This window comes from Arenibacter sp. S6351L, assembly GCF_023016025.1.
GTDB lineage: Bacteria > Bacteroidota > Bacteroidia > Flavobacteriales > Flavobacteriaceae > Arenibacter > Arenibacter algicola_B.
The window spans coordinates 169118-186742 of sequence record NZ_JALKBB010000001.1 but is presented as its reverse complement, the minus strand read 5'-3'; the positions used below and the strand labels follow the sequence as shown (position 1 = coordinate 186742).

The 17625-nt window shown below is 40.1% G+C and carries 18 protein-coding genes; 14 read left to right on the top strand and 4 right to left on the bottom strand.

Annotation, left to right across the window (positions count from 1 at the left end; translation table 11 throughout):
- The first annotated feature begins 33 nt into the window (after nucleotides 1-33).
- Nucleotides 34-1158 (top strand): inorganic phosphate transporter, encoded by a 1125-nt coding sequence (locus tag MWU82_RS00765; RefSeq protein WP_247094895.1) that lies wholly within the window; start codon nucleotides 34-36, stop codon nucleotides 1156-1158.
- Here the strand turns inward: MWU82_RS00765 and MWU82_RS00760 are convergent.
- Together MWU82_RS00760 and MWU82_RS00755 are read right to left on the bottom strand one after the other, a co-directional pair.
- The gene (locus MWU82_RS00760) at nucleotides 1155-1601 is read right to left on the bottom strand and encodes a GNAT family N-acetyltransferase (protein ID WP_215947663.1); all 447 of its coding nucleotides are present in this window, start codon (nucleotides 1599-1601) and stop codon (nucleotides 1155-1157) included. The genes MWU82_RS00765 and MWU82_RS00760 overlap by 4 nt on opposite strands.
- A gap of 72 nt (nucleotides 1602-1673) precedes the next feature.
- Nucleotides 1674-2459 (bottom strand): glycoside hydrolase family 16 protein, encoded by a 786-nt coding sequence (locus MWU82_RS00755; protein WP_247094894.1) that lies wholly within the window; start codon nucleotides 2457-2459, stop codon nucleotides 1674-1676.
- Between the two features lie 557 nt (nucleotides 2460-3016).
- Between MWU82_RS00755 and MWU82_RS00750 the strand changes: the two genes are divergently transcribed.
- On the top strand, nucleotides 3017-3982 hold the full coding sequence (locus tag MWU82_RS00750; RefSeq protein ID WP_247094893.1) for a hypothetical protein: 966 nt from the start codon (nucleotides 3017-3019) through the stop codon (nucleotides 3980-3982).
- 539 nt (nucleotides 3983-4521) lie between these two features.
- Here MWU82_RS00750 and MWU82_RS00745 read toward each other — a convergent pair.
- Together MWU82_RS00745 and MWU82_RS00740 are read right to left on the bottom strand one after the other, a co-directional pair.
- On the bottom strand, nucleotides 4522-5331 hold the full coding sequence (locus tag MWU82_RS00745; RefSeq protein WP_111622887.1) for a ThuA domain-containing protein: 810 nt from the start codon (nucleotides 5329-5331) through the stop codon (nucleotides 4522-4524).
- A 218-nt stretch (nucleotides 5332-5549) separates the two neighbouring features.
- Complete coding sequence (locus MWU82_RS00740) at nucleotides 5550-6440, bottom strand: AraC family transcriptional regulator (RefSeq protein ID WP_111622886.1); 891 nt, start codon at nucleotides 6438-6440, stop codon at nucleotides 5550-5552.
- Between the two features lie 204 nt (nucleotides 6441-6644).
- Here MWU82_RS00740 and hemA point away from each other — a divergent pair, with 204 nt between their 5' ends.
- From hemA to MWU82_RS00680, 12 genes are all read left to right on the top strand, one after another.
- Nucleotides 6645-7901, top strand: coding sequence for a glutamyl-tRNA reductase (gene hemA, locus MWU82_RS00735; RefSeq protein ID WP_247094892.1), 1257 nt, complete (start codon nucleotides 6645-6647; stop codon nucleotides 7899-7901).
- A complete protein-coding gene (hemC, locus tag MWU82_RS00730; protein WP_247094891.1) occupies nucleotides 7898-8809 on the top strand; it encodes a hydroxymethylbilane synthase in 912 nt (303 codons plus the stop codon). The genes hemA and hemC overlap by 4 nt, the downstream gene beginning before the upstream one ends.
- A gap of 31 nt (nucleotides 8810-8840) precedes the next feature.
- Nucleotides 8841-9518: a uroporphyrinogen-III synthase gene (locus MWU82_RS00725; protein WP_247094890.1), complete on the top strand. Its 678-nt coding sequence runs from the start codon at nucleotides 8841-8843 to the stop codon at nucleotides 9516-9518.
- An 85-nt stretch (nucleotides 9519-9603) separates the two neighbouring features.
- Nucleotides 9604-10635, top strand: a complete 1032-nt coding sequence (gene hemE / locus MWU82_RS00720) for a uroporphyrinogen decarboxylase (protein WP_111622992.1) — start codon at nucleotides 9604-9606, stop codon at nucleotides 10633-10635.
- Nucleotides 10636-10819: 184 nt separating this feature from the next.
- The gene (locus tag MWU82_RS00715) at nucleotides 10820-11569 is read left to right on the top strand and encodes an EI24 domain-containing protein (protein ID WP_247094889.1); all 750 of its coding nucleotides are present in this window, start codon (nucleotides 10820-10822) and stop codon (nucleotides 11567-11569) included.
- A 622-nt stretch (nucleotides 11570-12191) separates the two neighbouring features.
- Nucleotides 12192-12758 carry a transposase gene (locus MWU82_RS00710; RefSeq protein WP_215947657.1) on the top strand — a complete coding sequence of 189 codons (567 nt, stop codon included), beginning with the start codon at nucleotides 12192-12194 and terminating at the stop codon, nucleotides 12756-12758.
- A gap of 349 nt (nucleotides 12759-13107) precedes the next feature.
- Nucleotides 13108-14010 (top strand): oxygen-dependent coproporphyrinogen oxidase, encoded by a 903-nt coding sequence (hemF, locus tag MWU82_RS00705; protein ID WP_247094888.1) that lies wholly within the window; start codon nucleotides 13108-13110, stop codon nucleotides 14008-14010.
- Between the two features lie 19 nt (nucleotides 14011-14029).
- Nucleotides 14030-14197 carry a hypothetical protein gene (locus tag MWU82_RS00700; RefSeq protein WP_215947654.1) on the top strand — a complete coding sequence of 56 codons (168 nt, stop codon included), beginning with the start codon at nucleotides 14030-14032 and terminating at the stop codon, nucleotides 14195-14197.
- A 58-nt stretch (nucleotides 14198-14255) separates the two neighbouring features.
- Nucleotides 14256-14642 carry a YchJ family metal-binding protein gene (locus tag MWU82_RS00695; protein ID WP_247094887.1) on the top strand — a complete coding sequence of 129 codons (387 nt, stop codon included), beginning with the start codon at nucleotides 14256-14258 and terminating at the stop codon, nucleotides 14640-14642.
- Nucleotides 14643-14717: 75 nt separating this feature from the next.
- Entirely contained in the window at nucleotides 14718-15692 is a 975-nt protein-coding gene (hemB, locus tag MWU82_RS00690; RefSeq protein ID WP_215947652.1) for a porphobilinogen synthase, read from the top strand.
- Between the two features lie 71 nt (nucleotides 15693-15763).
- A complete protein-coding gene (locus tag MWU82_RS00685) occupies nucleotides 15764-16276 on the top strand; it encodes a DinB family protein (protein WP_247094886.1) in 513 nt (170 codons plus the stop codon).
- 10 nt (nucleotides 16277-16286) lie between these two features.
- Nucleotides 16287-17606: a serine hydrolase gene (locus MWU82_RS00680; protein WP_247094885.1), complete on the top strand. Its 1320-nt coding sequence runs from the start codon at nucleotides 16287-16289 to the stop codon at nucleotides 17604-17606.
- The last annotated feature ends 19 nt before the right edge of the window (nucleotides 17607-17625 follow it).

Below are 17625 nucleotides of genomic sequence, written 5' to 3'. Positions count from 1 at the left end.
TTCAATTATTCCTATACCCTAAGATTATTATCTATGATTTTTGTACTTCTTTTTGTAGTGGCATGCTTTCTGGCATATAGCAACGGGGCCAATGATAATTTTAAAGGTGTGGCCACCCTCTTTGGCAGTGGAACCACAAATTACAGTCGGGCCATAAATTGGGCAACACTAACGACATTTCTTGGTTCTGTTACCGCGATTTTCTTAGCTAGTTCCCTGGTCAAAAACTTCTCAGGCAAGGGCTTGGTCCCGGATGCTTTGATACAGACCCCTGAATTTGCAGTCTCAATAGCCCTAGGCGCGGGAATAACGGTGTTCTTGGCCACAAAAATAGGGATGCCTATTTCAACTACGCATAGTTTGGTAGGTGGACTTTTCGGTAGTGGAATAGTGGCTGTGGGAAGTACATTTAATTTTAGTCTGCTAGGTAGCACATTTATAATGCCCCTAATTTTGAGTCCATTGATGGCTGCCATCGCCAGTATAGTAGTCTATCTCCTTTTTAGACGATTACGTGTTTTCTTTGGAGTCAACAAACAAATCTGCATTTGCATTGGCCAAGAATACGTACCTATTGTAAACAATTTGAACAAGGTAAATCCTGTATCTAACTCCATTACCTCATACAAATCTATTAATATAGATAAAGAACAAAAATGCATTGAACGGTATCAAGGAGCCTTTTTGGGTTTAAATGCCCAAAAACTATTGGATGCTGCCCATTTTTTAAGTGCAGGGGTAGTTAGTTTTGCCAGAGGGTTGAACGACACCCCTAAATTGGTAGGTTTGCTCATTGTAATAAACACCCTATCTATAGAATGGGGCATGGTTGCCGTGGCCTTGGCAATGGCAATTGGGGGGCTATTGAACGCAAAAAAAGTTGGCGAAACCGTAAGCAAAAAAATAACGCCAATGAATCATGGGCAAGGATTTACGGCCAACCTTATTACAGGTCTTTTGGTAACCACCGCAAGTATACATGGCCTTCCCGTTTCTACGACCCATGTTTCAGTAGGCTCAATTTTTGGAATTGGTAGTGTAACCAAAAAGTCAGATATAAAAGTAGTCCGCAATATTGTACTTTCTTGGATACTGACATTACCTATAGCAGCCCTAATAAGTGCAATTGTCTATTTTTTGTTATCCAGCGCAGTTTAGCCTTTCTTGATCAAAGCCTCGGTTTTAAGGACATAAATACGGCTTTCTTTTTCCTTAAAGCCCAAACTTTTATACAGATTAATGGCTTCAATTCGCTTATCTGCGCTAAAAAGAAGGATTTCGGTAAGGCCATTTTCCTTACCCAATTCCACCAATTTTTCCATTAGTTTTCTGCCAATGCCCTGGCCCCGGTGCTCCACATCTACAACCACATCCTCAACCCAGCCCTTAATGCCGGATATAACGGTATAGGTGCACATTAAAGCCATTCCCAATACTTTATTGTTTTCCTTGCAATACACCAGACTAATCGGGTTGTCCGGATCAAGTACCTGCTTAAGGTCTATCTGTTTTATATCGGCATTTAACTGGCGGAACAATCCGGCCAGTTGTTGCTCCATATCAGGATTTACGTCTGACTCTTGTAGTAGGGCTATTTTCATGGGTTCTTATTCAATATTAAAAACTTAGGGTTATGATAATTTGCAAATTTAATTAAACTCATTTGGTCATACTTAATAGCCTTCCTTCTTTTGGTAAACCTTAACATAGTCGACCATAAAAACATCTGGAAAAATGGTTCTTAATATCTCCTCCTTTTTGCCTGGGTATTCCATGCTCAAGATCATATATTCCTCAATATTGGATATACCGGTAGTAACTTCGTAATACTTAAACCCGTCCACATAAAAAATATACTTGTCCGGGAACCATTCCAAACCAAAAGTATGAAACCCCAAACTTACCCCTCTGCGATAACTCTGCATACCCTTGGTAGATTGTTGATTGGGTCCGTAGGCCCAATGCACATTATGGGAAACTATATCGGTCCCCAATTTTTTAAAAAACTCCATTATATCTATTTCCGCCCCAAATTTGGACGGATCCTCCCCCTTGCTAATTCCTGGAGACTGCATCCAAAAAGCAGCCCATACACCCTCTGACTTTTGCAATTTGGCCCTACATTCATAATAGCCATATTTGGACATAAACTTACCTTGGGTACCTACAGCACTGCCCAAAAGGGAGTCTCCCTTTTTAAGGGCATATAATTTTAAATACCCGTTTTCCACTTTTACAGCCTCCTCGGACACATAAGCTATGGCCCTTGGTCCCACTCCTCTCACGGCCCATTTTGTAGTATCCAAAGATTTGCCCTTAAACTGATCTTCCCATATCAATTTATATCCCACTTTCTCCGGATTAAACCGCTTTTTGGACATAGGACCCTGGGCAGGGCGTTGCGCAAAGGCAAACTGCGTAATAAAAAAGAGGAATATCAATACGGTGGCCAATTTCATTTTTACGGATTTGTAACCTTCTATGGTTGTACACAAAAAAATTTCGGGTTAAAGTTCTTTTCCAGCCCTTTTATTCAATGGAATATTCCCGAGGTCAAAACACGGCTGAAACAACATATAATCAACGGTTTGGACCAACAGCAAGATAACACACATGAAACTACATTATCTGGCAAATTCTATCAAAAACTGTTACAATTTTAACCATTAAGTCAATTACCTCAGGGCAAGCCTGTCTGCCGACAAAGGCAGGCCAATGAGGCATTGGAAGGAAACTACTGTTAACATTTCAACGACCGCCTTAACGGAACGGGCAAGCGTCGGAGCATTCAAATCCCTCTTAGTGAGTAAAATGTTTGGGTGTGTCCCTAGCGGGACGGGCTATCCGTTACAAGTCCTCGGCTTTTGCCTGCGGGCTTTTCACTGCTATCCCTCACACGCTCTATCATTTGGACAGTCTATTTTTTGCCATTAATCAACAGCGCATAAAAAGGAATTATTATCTTACTTGTTCCAAAAAAACACAGCAAACCCTCTATACTAATAATAACCGGACCATGAAAACATACCTCCTTCTTCTTATATCCTCTACAATATTGCTTCTTGCTTGTAAAAAACACCAAAAAACCGGGGAAAATGTGACCATAGAGCAAGTTGCCATTATTACACCCAAAGATTCCGTACCCTTTCCTTCCGAATTAACACAATTTCAAACCTCAGCAGAGAATCCAATTTTTACCGGTACAGGTTCGGATACTTGGGACCAAAAAATTCGTGAACGCGGGTATATCCTAAAGGAAGAGGATACCTACCATATGTGGTATACGGGCTTTCAAACGGAAAAGGAATCGCTTTCCCTTGGTTATGCCACCTCTTTGGACGGTATTACCTGGAAGCGCCATAAAAGTAACCCCGTTTTTAATGAGAGTTGGACCGAGGACATGATGGTAATAAAGGTAGGCGATACCTATCACATGTTTGCCGAAGGCAAAAACGATGTAGCCCATAGGTTAACCTCTACCGATCGCATTCATTGGACGGACCATGGTTCCCTGGATATGCGCAACGCCGATGGCTCCCCTTTGAGCAAAGGCCCTTATGGCACCCCTACGGTCTGGAGGGAAAACAACATATGGTATTTGTTCTATGAGCGCAACGACTTGGGCATTTGGCTTGCCACCTCCAAAGATCTAAAAGTATGGACCAATGTACAGGATGAACCTGTAATAACAATGGGTCCTGAAGAGTATGATCAATACGGCGTGGCCGTAAACCAGATCATTAAATACAAAGGATGGTATTATGCTTATTACCATGGCACCCCTTTTAAAGACTGGAGCCTTTGGTCCACCAATGTGGCTGCATCAAAAGACTTGGTACATTGGAAAAAATATCCCCAAAATCCGATAATGGAAGGGAACAGATCCAGTGGCATCCTAGTTCCGGATGGAGACCAGTTTAGACTATATACCATGCACGACAAGGTAGAAGTACATTTTCCAAAAAGCCCCAAAAAGAACTAGGGTTGGCCTCTTTAACCTGGTTATTAACTTTCATATTTGGACTCCTCTTGCAGTTTTGTGCAAAATTTCAAATCCAACCACTTGGTCGGTTCTTGTTAAATCTGAACAACTAGGTGAGCCATGATACTTCGATATAAAACGCAACAAATCCTATGAAATACCACTATTTTATCGCTTAGTTGCCCAAAACCAGATCAAACCGACTATCCGGTCTTTTTGGAAAGTCATTAATTACCTCAATAATTGGATTTTATATGCCTTCATTATTTAATTCACGTTAAATATAGGGGCAGTTCCTGTTCTAAAGTGCTACATGGGCAAATACCTTACAACCCAACTCCTTTCCTAAATCATCCGCTAAAAGGGATTCAGTAAAAATTAAACAAAAAAAGTCCTGCGAGATTGCTGCCGACACACTAAATAAATTTAGCGTTGGTTGATTGGGTGTCGATAGAACCTTGCAGGACTACAGTAAAGGTTGGTGGTTATTAAAATTACAAAGTATTGGTGGTTAACTTTGTTTTGCAAATACCCAAGAGTTAATTCCTCTTTAGGCAATATTCAATTCCGCCCACCAAATGTTGACGGAAATTAAGGTCGTCAAAAGCTTCCTCAGTATGTCCCAAGCCAGTATAAAAGGCACGTCCGCCGTCATACTCATGGTACCATGCAATAGGGTGGTTATCACCATTCTTACCCCCCTCATAAGAGCTTTCATCCAGTTTCATGAGCACATGAACCTCTGGATTAATATTTTTATAGTTGTACCATTCATCAAAATGCGTCCAGATATCGGCCAAATGTTTGGTTGCAGGATGGTTGTGGTCTACCACGTCTATCCTAGCTGTTTGTTGTTTGGGGTGACTCAAAAAATAAGCCCCCACTAATTTGTTATACCATGGCCATTCATATTCCGTATCCGCCGCAGCGTGAACACCCATAAAACTTCCGCCAGCTTGTATATATTTCTCAAAGGCCGATTGTTGCTCGTCGCCCAACACATCCATAGTAGTACTTAAAAAGACCACTAATTTAAACTTCTTAAGATTTTCGCTATTAAATTGAAGAGAATCCTCAGTATGGGTTACCGCAAAATTATTGGCTACACCTAATTTTACAAAAGTGGCTACCCCCTTTTCAATGGACTTATGACGGAAACCATTGGTTTTGGAAAACACCAAAACCCTATCCTTGGCCAATGTGTTGGCGGAAATTATTTTTTCTGGAATCTGTACAGGTGTATTGTGAAGATTAGGATTTAAGGTTACCTCTTCCTGTATTTTGGTGCTACCACATCCAATCACAACTACTAGCGCAATTAAGGCAATAGTACATTTATATAAGTGCATAAAAGTTATCGATTATCAATTTGAAGTTCTAAATATCTAAAATTTACCGCAACAAAACACATAATTTATCAATAATTCCAAAATATACTAGAGTTCTCACAATAATACCCCTACTTGTTAGAAATAAAAATTCCCGTCTTTTGAGCGGAATAAGCAGCATTGCAGATCCGAAAACATAAAAATATAATGAATAATACAAGCTGAGGAACACAACCAACTTAACCGCTGGCCAAAGACATCAGGTATTTCTTTGGAGTGGTACTATACTTTTTCTTAAATGCTGCAATAAAGTGACTGGAAGTACTATAGCCTACCTTCAGCCCAACCTCATTGACATTGTGCTTGCCAGATTCCAACATTTTACGGGCATATTCCATCTTGTAATCGAATAAAAAACTGTATACGGAATCCCCATATATCTGCTTGAAGCCTTCTTTCAATTTTTTAAGGCTAAGCCCAATTTCTTCGGACAGCTCTTGTAGACTAGGTGGTTCGGCCATTCTAGAAATAATTATTTCCTTGGCATTCCGAATGCGCTTAACGTTGTCCTCGTCCACCAAAAAGGGACATTGTTCCACATCGGCATCCTCACTCTTATTAAAATAGAGAGAAATTAGTTCATAAACCTTCCCCTTTATATACAACTCCTTTATGGAACGATGAAGGTTATAGTTCATTACCTGACTCAGAACTACCGCTATCGCGGGGGATACAGCCTCTTGAGAATAGTACTTTTTATCTTTGTTATCCGAGCTTAAAAAAGGTATATAATCGGCTTCCTTGGAAAACAGGGAATGGAATTTCCGGATGGTCATTATAATGGAGACCATCCAGGAATTGGTATTTAAAACAAGATTAAGAGGTAGATCTACCTGAGTATTGTACAAGAGGAGCGAGTTGTCTTCATTGACCTCCAAGGCATACCTTCCTTCATTAAATACAAACTTGGCACTGCCCTTTAAACAGAAATGAAACTGAATAAAGGAACTGTCTATTTCTCGGGTAACCGTCTGGTTATGAATACCATCGTTTTGAATTTTCAACACATAGAACCCGTCTTCAATAAATACTTCCTCGAAAGACCCTTGAGCGATATTTTCTTCCTCCATGTCGACATTATATTAAATTTATCTATTTAGAAACATTCTAAATTACCAATGACAAGAATTCCCTTAACACCGCTAAAATATACTATTTCAAGGGTTTTCATACCCAAAACAGCGTTAAAAAACCACAAACGATATTTATTGTTCCTCTAGCGTTACTTTTATAAGTTTGATGCTCTTATTTTTGTGACGCTCTCAAGAGTACCTATGAAAGATTATCACATTTCCAAAAATAATTCATTTTATACCATTGGCCTTAACTACAAAAAGGCAGATGCCGAAGTGCGCGGTAAATTTAGCTTGGATGAAAACACCATAGATCGCATATTGGAGCAAGCCAAACTAATAGGACTGGACGGTCTCTTGGTAACTTCTACCTGTAACCGTACCGAATTGCATGGATTTGCCCAGCATCCTTACCAGTTAATAAAATTATTGTGCGATAATACACATGGCACCGTGGAGGAATTTCAGGAAGTAGCCTATGTGTATAAAAATAACGATGCTATAAACCATCTTTTTAGGATGGGCACAGGATTGGACAGCCAAATTTTAGGGGATTTCGAAATTATTAGTCAATTACGACAAAGCTTCAATCGCTCAAAAAAGCAGCATATAGCCAATCCGTTCTTGGAGCGTTTATGCAATTCCGTTATCCAAGCCAGCAAAAGAATAAAGAACGAAACCAATATTTCTTCGGGCGCCACCTCGGTAGCCTTTGCCTCGGTACAATACATCATTAATACCGTACCCGATATATCAGAAAAAAATATTCTGTTGTTCGGCACCGGGAAAATTGGCAGAAATACTTGTGAAAATTTAATTAAGCATACCAAAAATTCGCACATCACCCTTATTAACCGTACCAAGGACAAGGCTGAGCGAATAGCTGGCAAATTTAATCTGATAGTCAAAAATTACGGGGACCTACAGACCGAAATCAGAAACACCGATGTGCTTATCGTGGCCACCGGGGCACAATCGCCCACTATTTCCAAAGAATTGATCTACACAAAGAAACCTTTGTTGATATTGGACCTTTCAATTCCAAAAAATGTATCGGATAATGTCACGGATTTGGAGAATGTTACCGTAATACATTTAGATCATTTATCCCAAATGACGGATGACACCTTGGAGAAAAGAAAAGAATCCGTACCTCAGGCCGAGGCCATTATTGAAGAAGTAAAGGAAGAATTTATAAAATGGTTGGAAACTAGAAAGTTTGCCCCAGTTATTAAGGCGCTTAAGAAAAAATTGAAGACCATGAAGGATGAAGAATTGGACTTCCAAAGCAAAAAGCTTTCCGATTTCAATTCTGTACAAGCCGATATTATCTCGGAACGCATCATTCAGAAAATTACCAAGCAATTTGCCAATCATCTTAAAGATACCGAAATAGATTCCGATACCAGTTTAGAGCTTATACAACGAGTTTTTCAACTAGAATTGGAGTCTAAATGAGTAAAACAATACGCATTGGTACCCGTGATAGTCAGTTAGCACTCTGGCAAGCCCACACCGTTCAGGACCAATTAGAGGCTTTAGGCTTTAACACCGAAATAATTTCTGTAAAATCTACCGGAGACCTTCTTTTGGATAAGCCGCTTTATGAACTTGGCATCACCGGAATATTTACGAAAACATTGGACATCGCCATGATCAATGGCACCGTTGATATCGCCGTGCATTCCATGAAAGACGTACCTACCCGACTTCCGAAGGGAATTATACAGAGCGCGGTACTACCAAGAGCAAATACCCAAGATATATTAGTTTACAAAGATTTGGATTTTTTAAAATCCATTGGTACCATTGCCACCGGAAGCTTACGAAGACAGGCGCAATGGTTGCATAAATACCCATCTCACAAGGTTGTGGATATTCGGGGAAATGTAAACACCCGCCTTCAAAAACTTCAGGACAACCCTTGGAACGGGGCCATCTTTGCCAAGGCAGGTTTGGAACGTATAGAGGTACTACCACCAAACCACATAGACCTGGATTGGATGGTACCCGCACCGGCACAAGGAGCCATGGTTGTCGTTAGCATGGAAAGCGATACCTTTTCAACAGAGGCGGTTCGCAAATTAAACGATTCCACCACCGATATTTGCACCCATGTAGAAAGGGAGTTTCTACAAATTTTAGAAGGGGGTTGCACGGCACCCATAGGGGCTTTAGCCAAAATAGAACAAGATAGCCTCCATTTTGAAGGTGTACTACTTTCCTTGGATGGCAAACAGAAATTAAGGGTCAAGAAGTCTATTTCCGCCCAGGAATACCTCCACTTTGGTAAGTTGTGCGCCCTAAAGATTTTGGCAAATGGCGGCAAGGAATTGATGGTGGATATAAAAAAGGAATTGGCATGACCCCAGCTTGGGAATTACAAACCAAAGTATCATGAGCATGACCGTTCTTTCTACAAAAATCTTGACAGCCTCCCAAAAAGCAATTCTGACCAATGCCAATATTAAAGTAGAAGAGTATGATGCCATCAAAATTGAATACTTAACACCCAATATAGACCCAGTTTTCAAAAATATCATATTTACCAGCCAAAATACCGTAAAGGCTTTTCTAAAGATAATCGGTCCCCTAAACGTCAAAAACAATTCTTATTCTGCTTTTTGTGTTGGCGAAAAAACAAGGTCGGTTTTAGAGAAAAATGGCATAAATGTCATGGAAATGACAAATTATGGGGCAGAATTGGCCGAGATTTTGGTAAATAAGCACTCAAATGAAACTTTTTTGTTTTTGTGCGGTAATAAACGTCGGGATGAAATTCCCTCCTACCTAACAAAACACAAGGTGGCATTTAAGGAACAGACCGTATATCAAAATACCCCAAATCATCTTACCTTTGACACCGATTTTGATGGTATTCTGTTTTTTAGTCCCAGCGGTATTGAAAGCTTTATAGCCAGAAATAATTTAAAGAAAAGTGTTGCATTTTGTATTGGTACTACCACCGCCTCGGAAGCCGAAAAACACACCAAAAATATAATTATTGCCCAAAAACCAACGATAGAAAGTGTCTTGGAAAGGGTTATAGATACTTTAAAAATAAAAAGCAATTAAACCGGCATACACAACAACTATCCCTTAACGGAATATAATCAAGGGGCAGTTTAAAATGGGTAGGCAAGAAGAACACCTAAATATTATGAGCATTAAAAACGATTTATTCTTAAGAGCATTAAAAGGAGAAACCGTAGAGCGCCCACCAGTTTGGATGATGCGCCAGGCAGGAAGATATCTACCGGAATTTATGGCAATCCGTGATAAGTACGACTTCTTTACCCGCTGCCGTACGCCGGAATTGGCCAGTGAAATTACGGTACAGCCCATACGCCGATACGGCATGGATGCCGCAATTTTGTTCAGCGATATTTTGGTAATCCCCCAAGCCATGAACATTGAAGTGCAGATGAAACCAAATTTCGGCCCTTATTTGCCAAATCCGGTTACGGACCAGAAAGGTGTGGACGAAGTTATTGTCCCAGACGTAAGCGTGGAATTGGACTATGTGATGCAGGCCATAAAAGCGACAAAGGAACTTTTGAACAATGATATCCCCTTAATCGGCTTTGCAGGCTCACCTTGGACCATTTTATGCTATGTAGTACAAGGCCAGGGTAGCAAAACCTTTGACAAGGCCAAGGAATTCTGTTTTACCGATCCAGTTGCGGCACATCAGCTACTGCAAAAAATCACCGATACTACCATTGCCTATCTAAAGGCAAAAGTTAATGCCGGTGTAGATGCCGTGCAGGTATTCGATTCTTGGGGAGGTATGTTGTCACCAGTAGATTACCAGGAATTTTCGTTCCAATATATACAACAGATTATAGATGCCCTTAAGGACGAGGCTCCCGTAATCGTTTTTGGTAAAGGATGCTGGTTCGCCTTGGGCGATATGGCCAAATCAGGAGCCGCTGCCCTTGGAGTGGACTGGACCTGTTCCGCACGTAATGCACGTTACCTTTCAGGAGGCAATATAACCCTTCAGGGGAATTTTGACCCAGCAAGATTGCTTTCTCCTCCGGCAGTAATCAAAAAAATGGTAACTCAAATGATCAATGAATTTGGCAAGGATAAATATGTAGTAAATCTTGGCCACGGTATTTTGCCCAATGTTCCCTTGGACAACGCCAAGGCCTTTATAGATGCGGTAAAGGAGTACCGACAGAATTAGAAGGGCGTATCCCTTTTTTTCTTCCTTTCAGGAAAAAAGGGTCGCGCTTTCCGTTATATCTTTTATTTTTATGGAAGCATTATATCGGGGCACGGTTTAAAACACTAAAATTACGCCCCTAGAAGCGTTCCTATCGATAAAAATAAAAGGATGTCACTACAATCGCTTACGCAAAATCAATAGTATGACCCAACATATACTGAGCGGTATTAAAGCCTATTTTGGCACCTTTAAAATCCTTTCCCAATTGGGGCTTTGGCGATATTTTTGGATTCCCATATTTATAAGTGTAGTAATAGCCATTATAATTTTTACCTCTGCTTATGGGCTATCCGACGATATAGGCGGATTTCTTTCGCAATGGTGGACCTGGGACTGGGGAAAGCAAACAGTAAACCTGATCAGTGAAATCTTTGGCGGTCTTCTAATTATAGTGTTTGGCTTTATATTGTACAAACATATTGTCATGGCACTCTCCGCGCCTTTTATGAGCCCAGTTTCAGAAAAAATTGAAGCACACTTATTGGGAAACTCGGCAGAAAAACATAGAGATACTACTTTCGGGGAACAATTATGGCGCGGAATCCGTATCAACCTAAGAAACTTGATCATGGAAATTTTGTTGACCATCCCTCTTTTATTAATTGGTCTAATTCCGGTAATTGGATTGGTTTCAACTGTGCTAATATTTCTAATACAGGCCTATTATGCTGGTTTTGGAAATATGGACTATACTTTGGAGCGACATTTTAAATACGCCGAAAGTCTAAATTTTGTACGAAAGAACAAGGGCGTTGCCATAGGAAACGGAATTGTCTTTATGTTCTTTCTTTTTATTCCGGTAATTGGGGTAATCCTAGTGCTACCATTATCCGTTACCGCTGCGACTATAAGGACGGTAGAACTACTGAAATTGGAAAAAGAAAATGGATAGCATAGGACCTACAAGGTTTCAAAAACCTTGTAGGTCTGAGGTAATAACTGAAAAAATGATTGTTCCAAGGCAATGGAACAAAACCTACAAGGTCGGGAAGACCTTGCAGGTTAGGTTTTCAACAGAATCCAATGCAAGACCTGCAAGGTTTACAAAACCTTGTAGGTCTGAAAACATGGAGCATAAATAGTGAATGGCTGATAGCACAGGAACAATACCTACATGGTCGGGCAGACCTTGCAGGTTAGGTTATCAACAAAACGAAAACCAAGACCTGCAAGGTTCACAAAACCTTGTAGGTCTAAAAACATGAAGCATAAGTAGCGAATGGCTGATAGCAAAGAAAAGAAACAATACCTACAAGGTCGGGAAGACCTTGCAGGATAGGTAACCAACAGAACCAAAACCAAAACCTGCAAGGTTGAGCCGCTGGCAAGACCTGCAAGGTTTCAAAAACCTTGTAGGTCTGAAAACATGAAGCATAAATAACGAATGGCCGATACCAAAGAAAAGAAACAATACCTACAAGGTCGGGCAGACCTTGCAGGTTAGGTTATCAACAAAACGAAAACCAAGACCTGCAAGGTTCACAAAACCTTGTAGGTCTAAAACAAGAAAAAAAATGAAACTCGAAAAACTCGAAAAGGACCACTACTATCATATTTACAACCGGGGAATAAACGGTGGCCCAATATTTAAATCCAACGAAAACAAAAGCTACTTTCTAAAGTTGATTAACAAGTATTTGTCCAACAAAGTTTCTATCCTTGCATATTGTCTAATGGACAACCATTACCATATGGCAATCCAGGTCATTGAAGAAGAAAAAATGGTCACACAATCATTTTCAAATCTTTTCAATGCCTATGCCAAAGCATTTAATAAGATGCACAATAGAACGGGTAGTCTCTTTGAAAAACATTTTAGAAGGATTAAAATAGGTGACACTAATTATTTAAGGAACCTGATAATCTATATCAATACAAACCCGGAAAGTCATGGAACTACCAAAGATTATAAAACATACCAATATTCGTCTTATCAGACCACTATTTCCATTCAGAACAGTACCGATTCAGTGCCAATAGCAAAGGAAGAGGCAATAAATCTTTTTGATGATCTAGGGAATTTTGAATATTTGCATAATCAAAAAAGAAGCTTAGGTCTTGACAAATTGAACTGGGATTAATGATCTGCAAGGTTGAGCCGCTGGCAGGACTTGCAAGGTTTCCAAAACTTTGTAGGTCTGAGATAATAACTGAAAAAAATGATTGTTCCAAGGCAATGGAGCAAAACCTACAAGGTCAGGAAGACCTTGCAGGATAGGCAATTAACAGAACGCAAAACAGGACCTGCAAGGTTTCCAAAACCATGTAGGTCTAAAAACATGAAGCATAAGTAGCGAATGGCTGATAACAAAGAAAAGAAACAATACCTACAAGGTCGCGAAGACCTTGCAGGATAGGCAACCAACAGAATGCAAAACAGGACCTGCAAGGTTTACAAAACCTTGTAGGTCTAAGAACAAAAAAAGACACATGAAAGATAAATTTTACGCGTACATACAACAACTACAGGATAGGATTACTGCCAAATTGGAAGCCGTAGATGGTGAAGCCAAGTTTAGGGAAGACATTTGGGAGCGACCGGAAGGGGGCGGTGGCCGATCACGGGTCATAGAAAATGGGGCTGTTTTTGAAAAAGGCGGTGTAAACATTTCTGCCGTTCACGGAGCCTTGCCACAAAGCATGCAAAATTATTTTGGCGTTAAGGATGCCGATTTTTTTGCCTGTGGTCTTAGTCTAGTTATCCACCCAAAGAATCCCATGGTTCCTACAGTACATGCCAATTGGCGCTATTTTGAAATGTACAACAAGGAAGGTAAATTGGTAGATCAATGGTTTGGTGGCGGACAAGATCTTACCCCCTACTATTTGTTTGATGAGGATGCCAAACACTTTCATACCATCTGCAAAAATGCCTGTGACAAACATAATCCGGAATTCTACAGTACGTACAAGACAAAGTGCGATGATTATTTTTGGAATACCCATAGGAACGAAGCCCGTGGGATAGGCGGATTGTTTTATGATTACTGTAAAGCCAACACAGAGATGTCCATGGAAGATTGGTACAATTTTGAAACCGAAGTAGGCAATAGTTTTTTAGAGGCCTATATCCCCATTGTAGAAAAACGAAAAGACTTGTCCTACTCTAAAGAACAGCGGGATTGGCAAGAAATTCGGAGGGGACGTTATGTAGAGTTTAACCTGGTTCATGACAAGGGTACTCTCTTCGGCTTAAAGACCAATGGCCGAATAGAAAGTATATTAATGAGCCTACCTCCCCATGTACAATGGGTATATGACCATCACCCAGAAAAGGGAAGTGAAGAAGAGCGTTTATTACATGTTCTTGCCAAACCCAAGGAATGGGTATAGCAAACCTTAACATAGGATTATGAGTAAAAAAGGCAAAGAAAAAAATACCGCCAACAAGGCAAAACACACCAAACTCCTCAATAGAAAGAAAAACAAACTCAAAAAGGAAAAGGAAACCCGTAAGGAGCGACTTAAAGCGATTATAACACAGCATCGGGAAAAAGGCAATAACGAGGATACGAATTAGTCTTTATAAATCAATAGAACCATAATCACTAAAGAAAAAATCATATTAACAAATAACCATGAATTGTCCCTGTGGATCCAATAAGTCTTATGCAAATTGCTGTGGAAAGCCACACAAAAACCTTTCAACCGCAACTACCGCAGAACAATTGATGCGTTCCCGCTATTCGGCCTTTGTTTTGGGCAATGGCAACTATTTAATGGATAGTCACCACTCCTCCACCAGACCCATTAAAGAAAAGAAATCTATTGAAGCTTGGGCAAAATCCGTAAGCTGGATCAGATTGGAGATTTTGGATAAGGAAAAAGGAGGAATAAACGACCAAAGGGGTACCGTTACCTTTAACGCATATTTTTTTGAAAACGGCAAGGTCGAGGTCATTCATGAAAAGTCGGACTTTGTAAAGGAAAACGGACTTTGGATGTATTTGGGCTTGGCGGAATAATACAAGGATTAACTTAATCCAATTATACAATTTAGGACTTGTTCCACTATCTTTGAATTTTAAAACAAACTAGCAATGTATCCACTTAAAAGAAATAGAAGACTGCGTACCAATGAGGCCATAAGGTCATTGGTCAGAGAAACCATTATCTCTCCAAATGATTTTTTAGTACCACTTTTTGTTGTGGAAGGAAATGGGGTCAAGGAAGAAATTGCATCCATGCCCAATTACTACAGATATAGCTTGGACTTATTGGAAAAGGAAGTCAAGGAACTTTGGGCTATGGGGTTAAAATCGGTACTTCTCTTTGTTAAAGTGCCAGACCATTTAAAGGACAATAAAGGCAAAGAAGCGGTAAACCCCAAGGGTTTAATGCAAAGGGCCATAAAAACGGTTAAAAATGCCTGTCCCGAGATGCTGGTAATGACCGACGTGGCATTGGACCCCTATTCATCCTATGGCCATGATGGTATAGTGGAGGACGGACAGATCATCAACGACGATACCGTGGAGGTTTTGGCCAATATGAGTGTAAGCCATGCCCAAGCAGGGGCCGATTTTGTAGCGCCCAGCGATATGATGGACGGCAGGATATTGAGTATTAGGGAAGCCTTGGAAGATGAAGGGTTTATAGACACAGGAATTATGAGCTATAGTGCCAAATATGCCAGTGCATTTTATGGTCCCTTTAGGGATGCCTTGGATTCAGCCCCCGGTTTTGGCGATAAAAAAACCTATCAAATGGATTATGCCAATAGGTTTGAGGCCATTAAGGAAACTGAAATGGATATCGATGAGGGTGCGGATATCGTTATGGTAAAACCTGGTCTTTGCTATTTGGATATTGTAAGGGAGATCAAAAATGAGGTGGACGTTCCCGTAGCGGTATACCAAGTATCAGGGGAATATGCCATGGTAAAGGCCGCTGCCGAAAAAGGATGGCTGGATCACGATGCCGTGATGATGGAGCAGTTGACCGCCATAAAAAGGGCCGGCGCCAATATCATTGCCAGCTACTTTGCCAAGGATGTAGTCCGTGTATTGGGATAAATTGGATCAACAACATATCACCTAAGGCCTTACAAAAAGTTATTATAGCGCTAAACTTATGTTATTGCCATATGAAAGATTTACTTTTTATTCTTATCGTTCTTTTTATGAACCCACTACAGTCCCAAGACCTTTTGATTCCAACGTTTTTGGAAAAATGGGAAAATTCCAAAACCTATTTAGTGGATATAGCAGAAGCCATGCCTGCAGAGAAATATGATTTTAAGCCTACTGAAAGACAAAAAGGTTTTCAAGATCAATTACTGCATATAAAAAGTAATATGGATTGGTTAAGCAGTACTTATTTTGGTAGGCAATTGAGCGACAAGAACAGAGGTAATAATTCCAAATTAACAAAAGAGGAAACCATAAAATTACTGATTGACGGATTTGATGGGGTCAGCGCTATTTTGAAAAACATTCCTTCCAATGTACTTTCGGAAAAGGTTGAATTCTTTGCCGGTGAAAAATCCAAATTACAAATATTAAATCTGTTACAGGACCATGTAACCCATCATCGGGGACAATTAATTGTATATTTAAATCTCAATAATATTGCACCGCCAAAATATGTGGGTTGGTAATTCATCTGCTATGAAAAAAAGTACTTCTGCTCCAATTATTATACTGTTAAGTATATTTTTTAATGCACAGCTAATAACCGCACAAACAACTAATCTGGAGACACTTAGCTATGATAATCCGTCTGCTGTAGGAATGGATTCATTGTTTATCCATTCCAAAGTAGATTCTATAATGACCTTTGCCATTAAAGAAGAGGCCTTCCCGGGAGCACAGGTCTTGGTGGCCAAAAACAACAAGATTATTTTTCATAAAGCCTACGGATTTCATACTTATGACAGTGTTCAGCCCTTAGGCCTAACAGATATCTATGATCTGGCATCCGTAACCAAAATAATGGGGCCGCTACCAGCCTTGATGAAATTACATGACGAAGGAAAACTGGATTTGGATGCGCCCTTCAGTACCTTATGGCCTAAATGGAAAAACAGAAAGGATAAAAAGGAGCTGACCATAAGGGAAGTTTTTGCGCATCAGGCAGGATTGGTTCCCTATATAATTTTCCTTCAAGAGGTGATGAAGAAGAATGGTTCGGTAAAAAATCGTTTTGTAAGAAACGAACCTAGTCGTAGGTTCAGCACTAGAGCCTATGATAATATCTATATCAAGGATAGGTTTAAGAACAAAATATATCGTAAGATCAACAGCTCCAAAGTATCGGACATTAAAAAATACAAATATTCAGGACTTACATTTTTACTTTATCCCGAAATCATTTCACGATTGACTAATACAGATTACGAGACCTATGTAACCCAAAACTTTTATGCGCCTTTGGGAGCAACTACTTTGGGATTTAATCCCAAAACCAAAAATTATCAAAATAAAATAGTCCCCACGGAAATCGACACCTTATTTAGACATGAACTCACCAAAGATTGGGTCCACGACGAAAACGCAGCCCTTATGGGTGGGGTGTCTGGAAACGCAGGGCTATTTGCTTCGGCCACAGATTTGGCGAAAATGATGCAGATGTATATGAATTATGGTAGTTATGGAGGTAAGCGGTATTTGTCCGAAGCCACGGTGAAGGAATTTACCAAAGTACAATATCCAGAAAATGAAAACAGAAGGGGACTAATATTCGATAAACCCGATTTGAATAATCATGAACTTACCTTAGCGGATTCCTATCCTGCCCCAGGTGCCAGTCCGGATAGTTTTGGACACAGTGGGTTTACAGGAACATTTGTATGGGCCGATCCACAAACCCAATTGGTTTACATATTTTTATCCAACCGTGTATATCCCAGCAGAACACATAGTAATATATACAAATACAATATCCGCTCTGCGGTACAGCAGGTATTTTACGACGCCATAATCGATTGAGTTAAGAATTTCTGAATTT